11 protein-coding genes are annotated in these 14,149 nt (G+C 34.2%); 4 read left to right on the forward strand and 7 right to left on the reverse strand.

The window, feature by feature from the left end:
* Positions 1-49: 49 nt before the first annotated feature.
* Entirely contained in the window at positions 50-613 is a 564-nt protein-coding gene (locus FQU23_RS13105) for a porin family protein (protein WP_132111480.1), read from the reverse strand.
* A 537-nt stretch (positions 614-1,150) separates the two neighbouring features.
* Between FQU23_RS13105 and xerD the strand changes: the two genes are divergently transcribed.
* Positions 1,151-2,050 (forward strand): site-specific tyrosine recombinase XerD, encoded by a 900-nt coding sequence (xerD, locus tag FQU23_RS13110; protein WP_147674227.1) that lies wholly within the window; start codon positions 1,151-1,153, stop codon positions 2,048-2,050.
* Positions 2,051-2,183: 133 nt separating this feature from the next.
* Here xerD and rny read toward each other — a convergent pair whose 3' ends face one another.
* The 3 genes from rny to FQU23_RS13125 form a co-directional block, all read right to left on the reverse strand.
* Positions 2,184-3,746: a ribonuclease Y gene (rny, locus tag FQU23_RS13115; RefSeq protein WP_132111484.1), complete on the reverse strand. Its 1,563-nt coding sequence runs from the start codon at positions 3,744-3,746 to the stop codon at positions 2,184-2,186.
* Between the two features lie 210 nt (positions 3,747-3,956).
* Positions 3,957-4,250, reverse strand: a complete 294-nt coding sequence (locus tag FQU23_RS13120; protein ID WP_132111486.1) for a cell division protein ZapA — start codon at positions 4,248-4,250, stop codon at positions 3,957-3,959.
* Between the two features lie 8 nt (positions 4,251-4,258).
* Positions 4,259-4,549, reverse strand: coding sequence for a hypothetical protein (locus FQU23_RS13125; protein ID WP_132111488.1), 291 nt, complete (start codon positions 4,547-4,549; stop codon positions 4,259-4,261).
* A gap of 179 nt (positions 4,550-4,728) precedes the next feature.
* Here FQU23_RS13125 and FQU23_RS13130 point away from each other — a divergent pair, with 179 nt between their 5' ends.
* The 3 genes from FQU23_RS13130 to FQU23_RS13140 all read left to right on the forward strand — a co-directional run bounded on the left by FQU23_RS13130 (position 4,729) and on the right by FQU23_RS13140 (position 9,746).
* Positions 4,729-6,426 carry a M23 family metallopeptidase gene (locus tag FQU23_RS13130; protein ID WP_147674228.1) on the forward strand — a complete coding sequence of 566 codons (1,698 nt, stop codon included), beginning with the start codon at positions 4,729-4,731 and terminating at the stop codon, positions 6,424-6,426.
* A gap of 57 nt (positions 6,427-6,483) precedes the next feature.
* On the forward strand, positions 6,484-8,910 hold the full coding sequence (locus FQU23_RS13135; RefSeq protein WP_147674229.1) for a TonB-dependent receptor plug domain-containing protein: 2,427 nt from the start codon (positions 6,484-6,486) through the stop codon (positions 8,908-8,910).
* Between the two features lie 116 nt (positions 8,911-9,026).
* Entirely contained in the window at positions 9,027-9,746 is a 720-nt protein-coding gene (locus tag FQU23_RS13140; protein WP_147674230.1) for a hypothetical protein, read from the forward strand.
* Positions 9,747-9,760: 14 nt separating this feature from the next.
* On the opposite strand, the gene FQU23_RS13145 is transcribed toward FQU23_RS13140, so the two are convergent.
* The 3 genes from FQU23_RS13145 to FQU23_RS13155 all read right to left on the reverse strand — a co-directional run bounded on the left by FQU23_RS13145 (position 9,761) and on the right by FQU23_RS13155 (position 14,101).
* The gene (locus FQU23_RS13145; protein WP_147674231.1) at positions 9,761-10,462 is read right to left on the reverse strand and encodes a DUF2971 domain-containing protein; all 702 of its coding nucleotides are present in this window, start codon (positions 10,460-10,462) and stop codon (positions 9,761-9,763) included.
* Positions 10,463-10,544: 82 nt separating this feature from the next.
* On the reverse strand, positions 10,545-12,374 hold the full coding sequence (locus FQU23_RS13150) for an ABC transporter ATP-binding protein (RefSeq protein ID WP_147674232.1): 1,830 nt from the start codon (positions 12,372-12,374) through the stop codon (positions 10,545-10,547).
* Positions 12,374-14,101, reverse strand: a complete 1,728-nt coding sequence (locus FQU23_RS13155; protein ID WP_147674233.1) for a phospho-sugar mutase — start codon at positions 14,099-14,101, stop codon at positions 12,374-12,376. Before FQU23_RS13155 ends, FQU23_RS13150 begins: the two co-directional genes overlap by 1 nt.
* Positions 14,102-14,149: the final 48 nt, after the last annotated feature.

The raw sequence follows: 14,149 nt of genomic DNA on the forward strand, positions 1-14,149 counted from the left end.
AACCGTTCCAATTAAAGAACGGTTTTGATATAATTAGTTTTTTATTCTGTTAGAAAAGAAATCCAGCTGAAACTTGAACTACTGAGTTTTTTACTTCAGCATTCTTTGAAGCGTCTGTCAATCCTAGGCTATAACGACCCGCAAGAAAGAAGTTGTTTGTGATTTTAAAGCCAAGTCCTGCATTAGCTGCGAATTCGAATGTGTTAGCGTCTTTAATGTCAAAATTATTTCTTTCGCTTAATAGAAAGGAAGCTTGTGGTCCTAATTCAAGACTGACTACTTTATTCAAATAAACTTTAGCCATTACCGGAATAGACAAGTAACCTAGTTCATTTTTAAATTCTTCGACAGCATTTTTGTAGGTTGCGCCTTGTGTCGAATACAATAATTCAGGTTGAATAGCGAAACTGTTTAGCAATTTAATCTCAGCGACTAAACCCGCGTGGTAACTCGTAATAGCTGAGGTGCTATAGTTTTCGTTGTTGATATTAATTTCTGAACCATTTTGATTAGCATAATTCAATCCTCCTTTTATTCCAATTTTAACTAATTGTGCCTGTACTGATGCAGACATAGCCAATAAGGCAACTGCTGCTAAGATCGTTTTTTTCATAAAATTGTTTTTAAATAATAATTTTTAATTTGAAGCTGCAATACATAACCCTTTTTTAAGATAAATATTGTTGATGACTCCTTTTTATTTATTTGTTGTTATTACGATTTCCATAAATCAAATACTGAGCCGTAATTTGAGAATGGCAATTGTGTCAAGTTAGATTCGCGCAATCGTCTGAAATAAAATTAGAGTGTAAAAGTGCTGGGTGTTAGTGTTTTATTATTGCTATTTATAAAATCAATCCTTTTAATTAAATTTCGAGTTTAATTTAAATCTCTCTTATACAGTGGTTTGTCTAAATGATTAAATTTTGATTAATTAAGATTTTAGCGAACGGTTTTCGTATGTTTCTGTCATGAAAAAAATTCAGGAAAATAGATTTGTTCAATAATTAGAAATTGTGATTCCAGTATTTAATATTTCGAAATTTATAAATGTTTTAATTTCCACATAGATTTTAATACAAAGAAGAGTTTGTAAAGCGTTTTTACGACAGCGCCTTTTTTATAGCTAGAAAAGGCTTTTCTTTGTAAGATGAAGTGGAATTCATATATCAAAGATTATCAGTCGTATTTAAAAATCGAACGCGGTCTATCAAAAAATACGATAGATAACTACTCTTTCGATATCGAGCGACTGTGTTTATTTCTCAGTGAAAATCAAATCGATATTTCGCCACTTAAAATCCAAGAAGAAACGATTCAGGAATTTATCTATGCGGTTTCAAGTGAAGTAAATGCACGCTCGCAAGCAAGAATAATATCAGGTTTGAAAAGTTTTTTTGGGTATTTGATTTTTGAAGATTATCGTCTCGACAACCCTTTGGAACTTATCGAATCTCCCAAGACGGGCCGGAAATTACCCGATACCTTGTCTGTCGATGAAATCGATGCCCTAATTAATGCAATTGATTTGAACTCAAATGAAGGAGAACGAAATCGTGCGATGCTTGAAACGCTGTATGGTTGTGGACTACGGGTTTCGGAATTAGTTTGTTTAAAAATATCTGATTTATTCTTCGAAGAGGGTTTTATCAAAATCACAGGGAAGGGAAATAAGCAGCGTTTTGTGCCTATTGGTAGTCTAACTCATAAATACATCAATCTCTATAAAGATAATATTAGAATTCATCTCAATGTTAAGAAGGAACACGGTGATATTTTGTTTTTGAACCGGAGAGGTGGCCAGCTTACAAGAGCGATGATATTTACAATTATCAAAGATTTGGCAGTTAAAATAGAATTGAATAAAAAAATAAGTCCACATACATTTCGTCATTCTTTTGCTACGCATCTTCTCGAGAATGGTGCCGACTTGCGTTCGATTCAATTGATGCTAGGACATGAGTCAATAACTACAACGGAGATCTATTTGCATCTCGACAGGAAGTTTTTATCAGAAGTGATTAATAATTTTCATCCCAGAAAAAGCTAATGATTGCAAATAAATAAGGATCATCGATACATAGCGTATTCACAGGAATAACTATGCAAAAAAAAAAGACCTAATGAATAGAAATTCAATAGGTCTTTTTTTATTCCACTCCTTCGGAGGGGCTAGGGGAGGATTACTTAGCGATATTAACCGCTCTAGTTTCTCTAATTACTGTTACTTTAACCTGACCTGGATAAGTCATTTCGGTTTGTATTTTTTGTGAGATTTCGAAAGAAAGTGTAGCTGCATTATCATCAGATACTTTTTCGCTTTCAACGATAACTCTTAGTTCTCTACCAGCTTGAATTGCATAAGCGTTTTTAACACCATTGAATCCGTATGCTACTTCTTCTAGGTCTTTTAGACGTTGTATATATGAATCTAATACTTGTCTTCTAGCTCCTGGTCTAGCTCCTGATATTGCATCACAAACTTGAACAATTGGAGATAATAAAGATTTCATTTCTATTTCATCATGGTGTGCTCCAATAGCATTACATACTTCTTCTTTTTCGCCATATTTCTCAGCCCATTGCATTCCTAATAATGCGTGAGGTAAATCACTTTCTGCATCTGGCACTTTACCAATATCATGCAGCAAACCCGCTCTTTTTGCTAATTTTACATTTAATCCTAGTTCAGCTGCCATAATTCCACAAAGTTTAGAAACTTCGCGGGAGTGTTGCAATAAATTTTGTCCGTAAGAAGAACGGTATTTCATACGTCCTACTACTTTTATTAACTCAGGGTGTAAGCCGTGAATTCCTAAATCGATAACAGTACGTTTACCAACTTCTATAATTTCGTCGTCAATTTGTTTGGCAGTTTTAGCAACAACCTCTTCAATACGTGCTGGGTGAATACGTCCGTCAGTTACTAATTTGTGTAAAGCTAAACGTGCAATCTCTCTACGTACAGGATCAAAACAAGAAAGGATAATCGCTTCCGGTGTGTCATCTACAATGATTTCTACTCCAGTTGCTGCTTCCAGTGCTCTAATGTTACGTCCTTCACGACCAATAATTCTACCTTTTACATCGTCAGATTCTATGTTGAATACAGACACACAGTTTTCTACCGCTTCTTCTGTTCCAACTCTTTGGATGGTATTGATAATAATTTTCTTAGCTTCTTGTTGTGCAGTTAGCTTAGCCTCTTCAATTGTGTCTTGAATATGAGACATCGCATTAGTTTTAGCTTCTGCTTTTAAACCTTCTACTAGTTGGTTTTTAGCTTCTTCAGCAGATAAGCCAGAAATTACTTCAAGTTGTTGTAATTGGCTTTTATGTAGTTTGTCAACTTCTAATTGTCTTTTGTCTAAAACTTCGATTTTAGCAGTAAACTCAGTAGTTTTTGCTTCAAAATCATCATTTACTTTCTTAGCTTTAGATAATTCGTTAGAAACTTGTGATTCCTTGTCTCTAATTCTTTTTTCAACTTCAGCAACTTTTTTGTCACGTGCCAGAATTACTTGTTCGTGTTCTGACTTTAATTCGATAAATTTCTCCTTTGCTTGTAGAATTTTATCTTTTTTTATGTTCTCTGCTTCAAGATTAGCATCTTTTAAAATGGATGAAGCTTCCTTTTTTGCACTTTTAATGAGGTTAGAAATATTGCTTTTTTCTATAATTTTAGCGATTCCAAAACCCGCTGCAATACCTATAATTCCTGAAATAATGATCGTTAATATTTCCATGTTTGTTTAAAATTTATATATAAAAAAAGCCTACATTAAGTCGTTTGTATAAACTCGAAAAGACAAGTTTTGAGCTAACTCACTGTTCAAGTTTCCTCGCCGAGGCGTGGCATGCTTTAGTAGTGATGATTTGCTCATTCTAAATTGTTAGTGTTGAGTTTACCAAATGTGAACTAATGTAGGCAGTATCTTAGTTTCTGTAAAGAACGTTTAATTGTCGAGATATTGATCTAAAAGCGCGTTGATTTTTTTAATTCTTTCAATGGTTTCTTCACCATTAATAGCATTATCAATTTGTTTTTGTTCTGATTGTGAGGCAAATTGTAAAGCGCACATCGCTAATACATCTTGTTTGTCACGCACAGCATAATTTTCTTCAAATTGCTTCATCATCACGTCAATTTTTTTTGAAGCACTTCTCAGTCCTTCTTCTTGCGAAAGATCTACCGTTAACGGGTATACTCTGTCTGCGATTGATATTTTAATTTTAAGCTTTTCGTCCATATGTTTTACTAATCAGATAGCTGTGCTATACAGTAATCAATTTCACGAATTAATGAATTTATTTTAAGCTTTGTCTCTCTCTTATTATCGTCACTGCCTAGTAATGAGTTGGCAATTTTAAGTGTCTCATATTGCGATTTTAACGCTTCAATCTCATTTGCTTGAGTTTGTATGATAGTTGCAGATTTTGTTAATTCGATTTTTAACTCCTGAGTATTTTGATCTAAACGTTTTATTTTTAGAATTAGTTTTTCAACCTTATTTTCAAGAGTATCAATTATTTCTGCAATTACACTCATAATTTATCCTACGTATTACTTATTATTACAAATTTAGTATTAGTTTTTATTATTACAATATATTATTCGTTTTTTTATTATAAAATAATCAATTGGCTGTACTTTAATAGGTTACTTAATCTGCCATTTAATTCAAGGAGAACTAGTTACTTTTATTTATCTTAGCAAAAATGTATGCTATGAGATTTGTTATTTGTTTTCTATTGTTTTCGGCCACTGTACTAGCACAGACGACCTTTCCAAAGGACTATTTTAGTCCGCCTCTTGATATTCCTATGCAGCTTTCAGGAAATTTTGGTGAATTAAGATCCAATCATTTTCATGCAGGTTTAGATTATAGAACCTTACAGCGAGAAGGCTTGAATGTGCGTGCTGCGGGAGACGGTTATGTCTCTAGAATAAAGATTTCGCCCTTCGGAAATGGGAAGGCAATTTATATAACTCACCCAAATGGTTATACGTCTGTATATTGTCATTTACAAAGAGCAACTGACGCTATCGAAAGTTTTATTTTTAAAACGCATTACAAAGAAAAATCATATGAAATCGAGATGTTTTTGAAACCGGATGAGTTGGTAGTCAAAAAAGGACAAATCATTGCATTGTCTGGAAATACAGGTTCTTCAGGTGGGCCGCATTTGCATTTTGAATTTCGAGACAGCAAAACAGAAAAAGTGATCAATCCCTTTTTATTTGGATTTGACAAGGATTTCAAAGACACTAAAAAACCGACCGTTTCAGCAGTTTATGTTTACCCTGTTGACAGTAAATCTTCAGTAAATCGTTCGAAACGTCCGCTGCTTCTAAATTTATCTTTACAAAAGGATGGAAGCTATCTGGCAAATAAGGTGGTGGCAAATGGCAAAATTGGTTTTGGAGTGACCGCTGTCGATTATAATAATATGTCAGCTAACAGAACCGGAATATATAAGTTGCAGACTTTTTTGAATGGAAAACCTAATTTTGGTTTTCAAATGGACACTTTTTCATTCGACGAAATGCGCTATATAAATGCATTGGTAGATTATCCTCGCTATAAAACAACTTCACAAAAAGTACAAAAACTATTTATGGTGAATTCATATAAATTGAGTTTGATAAAGACTGATGATACAAACGGGGTGATTACTGTAGTTCCTAACTTGACATCCGTTTATCGTATTGAAGTTTCTGATTTTACAGGTAATACCACAACGATTTCCATCCCCATTAGTTATGATTCATCAGCGCCAATTGTTGAAAAAGAGGCTGTCGTTTCGAATTATTTTATAAAAGTGAATAAAGACAATAGTTTTGCTAAAAATAACATGTCGGTTTTCTTTCCCGCCGGAACTTTCTATGAAGATTTTGACATGAAATTTGACGCGAAAGGTGATACGTTGTACTTACATGATGATACGATTGCTGTACATTCTAATTTTACAATTACTATCGAAGATGATAAATACACCGATAGTCAAAAGGAGAAAGTATTTATTGCAGATATCGATAAAAGTGGAAAACTAGGTTATAACACCACTTACAATAAGGACAATGTTTTTACTGCTAAAGTGAGATCTTTAGGTACATATAAACTAGCAATGGACACCACTGCGCCTACGATTTCTATTGGTAATTCTATTGAAGGCAAGTGGATAAGTTCTCAAAAAACAATTCAACTTTCAATTAATGACAGTGGCTCAGGTATAAAGAGCTATAATGGTTATTTGAATGGCAATTGGATTTTATTCGAATATGATAATAAAACAAGAAGAATTACGCATGATTTTAAAGATGGAGTAGTGGCAGAAGGAGCTAATGATTTAAAAGTTGTGGTCACAGATAATGTAGGAAATTCTACTATCTTTGAAACTAGTTTTTTTAGAAGCCAAAAATAACCTTATACATACAACTTGAGTGTCAATAAAATAGTCTTTGTTTTTATTACTCTGTGGATGGGTTTGTCTTCGTTTGCACAATCAGCACGTGTAAAGGGAGTAATTCTTGATAATAATAATCGACCAATAGAGAATATAAATGTTACGGCAGCAGGAAACAGAACACAATCTAACGAAAACGGATTTTATCTTGTAAGAGTGCCAGTCAATGAAAAAGTCGCTATCGTTTTTACTCATATTTCGTTAAAGAAAGTGACGGTCTATCTTACTTTAAAAATAGATGAAGACTATGAGTTCAACTTGGTTATGAATAATCAAGAAGAACAAATGGGCGAAATTATAGTCACTACTAATAATAAGAAGCAGGTTCAAGGAATTACGACAATTGCCCCAGAGGTTATTCGGAAAATTCCTGGTGCTAATGCAGGTATCGAAAATATTTTAAAAACACTTCCAGGAGTTAATTCGAATAATGAACTGAGTACGCAATATGCTGTTCGCGGTGGAAACTATGATGAGAATTTGGTTTATGTAAATGAGATCGAAATCTATCGGCCTTTTCTAATTCGTTCTGGACAACAGGAAGGATTAAGTTTTACTAATACTGATTTGGTTCAAAATGTAGAATTCTCTGCGGGTGGTTTTCAAGCAAAGTTCGGTGATAAGTTATCCTCGGTATTAGATATTACATATCGAAAACCCACGAAGTTTGGTGCTACACTTGAAGCGAGTTTTCTTGGCGGAAGCCTATCAGTAGATGCAGTTTCGAAAAATAAAAAATGGACCGCAATCACAGGTGTTCGTTATAGAAACAACAGTCTTTTAGTAAATAGCCAAGACACCCAAACTAATTTTACACCCGCATTTGTCGACGTGCAAACAAACGTAAATTATCAGGCTTCGCCAAAATGGCAATGGAGTTTTCTGGGTAATATCTCGCAAAACAAATACCAATACCAACCTTTAACTCGTGAAACTAAATTTGGAACCATAGACAATCCGATGGCGCTCACGGTGTATTATGAAGGACTTGAAAAAGATAAATACGACACCTATTTTGGTGCGTTTAAAACAACTTTCGAAGCAACAGATGCTTTTACATTAAAATTTATTGGTTCTGTTTTTCATACTTTAGAGCAAGAGCATTTTGATATTTTTGCGCAATATCGCTTAGGAGAAGTGGATTCTAATATAGGATCTGATACTTATGGCGAGGTCGCTTTTAGTCGCGGAATTGGTAGTCAACTCAATCACGCTCGAAACGATCTAGATGCCCTAATTGTAAATTCCGAAATAAAAGGCTTTCACGATTGGAAAAAAAACCTGTTAGAATGGGGAGTTAAATTTACTCGGGAATCAATTCGCGATAGAGTAGTGGAGTGGGAAGTGATTGACTCCGCTGGTTTTTCGATAAATCCCCCGATTATTAATTTGCCTAAAAATGATCAGCCCTATTCGCCTTATGCCGGACCTTTACTTCCGTACCAAAATGTACGGGCAACGAATTTCAATACAATAAATAGATTTTCTGGTTATGGGCAATGGAGTAGGAAAGATAAAATAGGTAGAAGTGAAGTGTGGTACAATGCAGGAGTGCGTATTCATAATTGGGAAGTTGCCGGAGGGAATGTCAATGGAAAAGCTCAAACGACCTTTAGCCCCAGAGCACAATTTGCAATAAAACCAGATTGGGAAAAAGATATGGTCTTCAGAGTTTCGGGAGGTGTGTACCATCAACCGCCATTCTATAGAGAACTTAGGGATGCGGACGGAATTGTTCAGCCAAATGTAAAAGCACAACAATCCATTCACTTTGTGTTAAGTAATGATTATAGTTATAAAATGTGGGAGCGCCCTTTTAAACTTGTTTCAGAGTTATATTATAAATCACTTACAGATGTGAATACCTATACAATTGATAATGTGAGAATACGCTATGCGGCTTCTAATGTGGCCAAAGGGTATGCGCAAGGTGTGGATTTTAGGTTAAACGGAGAATTTGTTCCTGGAACCGAATCTTGGTTTAGCTTTGGTTATCTTAAAACAGAAGAAAATAGTGAGAATAAAGGTTATATCGCACGACCTACTGATCAGAGATTGAAGTTCGGACTTTTGTTCCAGGATTATATGCCTAATATTCCAAGTGTAAAAATATATTTAAATTTACTTTATAATACGGGATTACCTGGCGGCTCGCCGTCTTATGCCGATCCTTATTTGTACCAAAACAGATTAAATGATTATCGAAGGGTAGATGTTGGGTTTTCAAAAGTAGTATTGGATAACAGTACAGGGAAGAGAAAAGAAAATTGGTTGGGGAATTTTAAAGAGCTTTCGATAGGATTAGAAATATTTAATCTCTTTAACAATCAAAACGCAATTACAAATACTTGGGTGCGGGATGTTTATTCGAAAAATGAATATGCCATTCCGAATTATATGACCACTAGAGTGTTTAATGTTAAGTTGAACGCGAGATTATAAAGTAAGAAAGCAATCACTTTAAGTTAACAAATCGTTTTATCATATATATTAGTTATAATTATAAGAACCATTTTTAAAATTCATTACATTTGGATTTATTTTAATATTACATCTTTATGAAAAATTTACATATAGCCTTATTAAGTAGTATAGTATTGGTTTTAGCCAGTTGCAAGAAGGAAGTTGAGAAGCCAAAAGTTATTTATGATACTGTGAAAGGAAAAGGAATTGCAAAAGTAGATACGACGCAAGTTGCTATTTCTGACTTGCCTATTCAGATGGAAGGAACTGATTATTTGATTCATCCAGTTGGGGATTTAAGAGTGTATGAAAGAGGAACAAAAGCGAGATACGGATCTTCAAGTGTAATTGATTTAAGTTTCACAATTTCGAACTACGGAGAAAATGAGATTACTGGCTACTTGCAAAATTTGAAGTTTCAAAAAACCGATTCAGATTCGATACGACCGTTAACAGATAAGCCTGCCTTAATTCAAACTGCAACTTATTTAAAGCCTGTTGCTGACAGAATCAAGAAACAAATAATGGTTTATACCATGTTTGATACGGATACTAATAGAGACGGAAAATTGGATAGTAGTGATATTAAATGCTTGTATTTAAGTGATATTAGCGGAAAACATTTTACAAAAGTATCAGCAGATTTTCAGGAATTGATTGACTGGAATTTAATAGAATCTAAAAGTCGTTTGTATTTTAGAACTGTAGAAGATACCAATAAAAACGGACAGTTTGACAAAGATGATGTGGTACAATACAGTTACATCGATTTATCAAGAAGTGAATGGAAAGTGACGAACTACGAGCCAATTTAGAAAACGGCAAAATACTAAATTAGGATATCGCTCTCTAAATCAGATTTTTCAATTTTAAAATCAAATCCCAGTTGCTTTACCAGTTGGATTACTAGGTTTTTATACCAGTTTTCTGATTTTGGGTGAATGTATATTTTTTCGATCAACTGATCAAGATTCACATTTATTTTTAAACCATCATTTAAGGTAATAGTACTTTCGGCCACGTCTGAGATAATTCGTACTTCGCGCTCGTACTGAAAACTTTTTCGCTTGAATAAAAACGGAAAAAACATATCGTCAAAAGGAATGTATTCTTTTTTGTAATCGATATAATTGACTTCGCCAATATACTGTTTGTAATTATTCTCGGGCGCAAGTGCTTTTTGCAATCGGCCTATTGTGGACTGTATGGCAAGTCCCTCGGTGTTTTGTGTGAATATTTGCCACATAGCAAAGGATTCATATTCATTAATATGCCAACTGCTAATCGCTACTTTTTCGCGTTGCTCTTTGTAGAACTTTAAAAAATCGGGGTTGTCGATCGATAATTTTCTAATTTCTTCGAATGTAGGTTCGCTGAATGTGCCTTCATATTGATCTTCAAATTTATCAGATCTCGACATGAATAGCTTTTTAGACATTAACAAATCCAAAAATTTAGACAAATCCAAATACTTCCAAACAATGGTGTCTGGGTCTTCAGGAAGATTAATATTTGGATTGGTATGGTACATTCTTTTTATTTAAAGATTTAAAAATGGAATAATTTATAAGTTGAACGCAATTGGTAAACCTTATATTTAAAATCAACAAATATTATTCAAACGATTGTAGCGAAACTAATTTGTTATATGTTCCCTCTAGTGCAATTAATTCGTCATGAGATCCCTGCTCTACAATTTTTCCTTTTTTCATCACTATAATAACATCTGCATTTTTAATAGTCGAAAGACGGTGAGCAATTACAATGGAAGTTCTATTTTGCATCATATTCTCCAAAGCAACTTGCACAAATTTTTCACTTTCGGTATCCAAAGCTGAAGTGGCTTCATCCAATATCATAATTGGAGGATTTTTTAAAACGGCACGGGCGATAGAAAGTCTTTGTTTTTGACCTCCAGAAAGTTTATTTCCGCTGTCGCCAATGTTGGTGTGAATTCCGTTAGGTAATTCATTTACAAATTCATAAGCATTAGCGATTTTCAGAGCTTCTATAATTTCGTCATCTGTGGCATCGATCTTTCCTATTAAGATATTAGCTTTTATCGTGTCATTAAATAAAATGCTGTCTTGGGTAACGAGTCCCATTAACCCACGAAGTGACTGCAAGTTCATGTCTTGTATACTTATTCCATCAATGGTTATTGTACCTTCATTAACGTCATAAAAACGAGTTAGTAAATTAGCGATTGTACTTTTTCCACTTCCAGATTGACCTACTAAGGCAACGGTTTGTCCTTTTTTAACTTGGAGTGAAAAGTCTTTTAGCACTTTTTCATCTTCGTATTTGAAATTGATATTTTTGATTGTTATATCAGATTCGAAAGTGTTTTTTACAACGGCATTTTCTTTAGATGTAATTTCGTTTTCTACTTCTAGAACTTCAAATACACGTTCTGCAGCTGCTAACCCATTTTTTACGGAATACGAAGCTTTAGAGATCGCTTTAGCAGGCGTAAGAATATTAAATGCCAAAGTTAGATAAACGATAAAAGCTGATCCGTCTAAGGTTTTGTCTATTAGAACTAAATTACCGCCATAAAAAAGTAAAACGGCTATGGTTGTTACCCCCAGAAACTCACTTAATGGTGTGGCTAAATTGTTTCTACTTCCTATGCTGTTTGTTAAATTTAATAATCGTGTTACCGAATCATTGAATCTATTTTTAAAAGTAGGCTCTGCATTATAGCTTTTAATCACTTTTAATCCACCTAAAGTTTCATCAACAATAGAAATTAACATTCCGCTTTCCTTTTGCGCTTGTAATGATTGCGCTCTCAGGTTTTTGGCTAGTTTCGAAATGATCCATCCAGAAATAGGCATGAAAATCAAAACAAATAAAGTTAGTTTTGTGCTTATAATAAACATCGTTGCTAGCGCAAAAATAATGGTAAGCGGTTCTTTTACAACTAATTCTAAAATAGAGAAAAAGGAGTTTTGTACTTCGTTGACATCTCCCAGCATACGAGCCATAATATCTCCTTTTCTTTTTTCAGAATAGAAGGAAATAGGCAAGTCTATGATTTTTTTATACATTGATTTTCTCAAATCTCTCAAAACACCATTCTTGAGATGCATGATATGATGCGATGCTAAATAATTGAATAAGTTTTTAAGTAAGAATGTTGTAATTACCATTAAGACCACGAACAATAAGGCAACTTGGATACTGTTGTCCTTTGTTAGTGAGGAAATTTGGTAATACATATAATCAGTACCAAATTGTTTGATTTCTCCTATTCCAGTGTAAACAGGTTTAGTTAATACCGCCCTTGTTTTTCCAAAAAGCACTTCAAGTACTGGAAGGAGGGTAAGCATAGAAATAGTGCTAAACAAGGCATACAAAATATTATATACCACATTCCATATGATATGTGACTTATACGGTTTTGTGTAAGGAATTAATTTTAATAAACTTTTATCCATTAGTTCAATTGCATTGCTGTAATTATATTCTTAATTTTTTGATCTAAAATTGCGTCTACTTCTTTAAAGTCGTCAACAGAATCTAAGAAAGTATTCACGCTAATGTAGAATTTTATTTTTGGCTCGGTTCCACTTGGTCTGGCACATATTTTTGATCCATCTTCGGTGTAATAAATAAGGACATTCGATTTTGGAAGATCCATTGTGCTTTCGGAACCGTCTAATAAATTCTTAGCGATAGAAGATTGGTAATCTTCGACGATTATAACTCTTTGTCCGCTAATCTCTTTCAAGGGGTTTTCGCGCAAATCAATCATCATTTGGTTGATTTCTTGCAATCCTTCGATTCCTTTTTTGGTGATTGAAACCAAGTATTCTTTGTAGAAACCGTGGTCTACATACAATTGTAGTAATTCTTTGTACACCGTACTTCCTTTAGCTTTGGCTTGAGCCGCAACTTCACAAATTAATAAGGTAGCTGCAACAGCGTCTTTATCACGCACAGCGTCGCCTACCATATAACCAAAACTTTCTTCACCACCACCAATGAATTCCTGCTCTGGAAAGTCATTGATCATTTTTGCGATCCATTTAAATCCAGTCAAGCCAATTTTACATTCTACATCATAGCTTGTCGCTAGTTCCATCATCATAGGCGTGGAAACAATCGTTGAGCCAACAAATTGTTTACCATTTATTTTGCCTGCATTTTTCCATTTTTCCAATAAAAAAGCAGTCATCAAAATCATTGTTTGATTTCCGTTTAATAAAGTCATCTGTCCTTCATTATTTCGAACAGCAACACCTAAACGATCGCAATCAGGATCTGTGCCAATAACAATATCTGCATTTATCTTATCAGCTAGTGCTGTTGCCATTGCTAAGGCTTCCGGTTCTTCTGGGTTTGGAGATTTAACAGTTGGGAAATCACCATTTGGAACTGCTTGTTCAGGAACTATATTAACATTGGTATAACCAGCTTGAGCTAAAGTGTCAGGAACTAAAGTTATCGAAGTCCCGTGTAAAGAGGTGAAAACGATATTTAGGTTCTCTTTTGCTGCAGTGGGAGTGTTGAAGCTTGCATTTTCAATAGATGATTTTATGAAAGCGGCATCTACTTCTTTTCCTATATAATGAATTAAAGCTTCATTAGCATCAAACTTAATTTGATCGAAGTTTAGTTTTTCGATTCCATCAATAATAGCTCCGTCTTGTGGAGGAACAATTTGTCCGCCATCTTCCCAATATACTTTGTATCCGTTATATTCAGGAGGATTGTGAGAAGCTGTAAGTACAATTCCGCACTGACATCCCAAGTGCTTAACAGCAAATGACAACTCAGGTGTAGGTCTCAGTTCTGAAAATAAAAACACTTCGATACCATTTGCAGAGAAAACATCGGCAACCACTTTTGCTAAAGTATCACTGTCGTGACGACAATCATAAGCGATAGCAGCTTTTATAGGTTGGTTAGGAAACGTTTTTAGTAAATAATCAGATAGTCCTTGTGTACTTTTTCCAAGTGTGTATTTATTGATTCGGTTGTTTCCAACGCCCATTACACCGCGCATTCCACCAGTTCCAAATTCTAGATCTTTATAAAAACTTTCTTCTAGTTCTTTTGGAGAACCAGCTATTAATTCTTTGACAGCTTGCTGTGTTGCTGCGTCAAATGTTGGTGTCAACCATTCGTTTACCGCATTCAAAATGTTTTCTTTAATTTCCATTTTTTATATGTTTTAAGCTTTTAGTTTAATTTTAGGAGCTAATCCTGC

This window comes from Flavobacterium sp. XN-5 (assembly GCF_008033395.2).
In the GTDB taxonomy this organism is placed as follows: domain Bacteria; phylum Bacteroidota; class Bacteroidia; order Flavobacteriales; family Flavobacteriaceae; genus Flavobacterium; species Flavobacterium hiemivividum.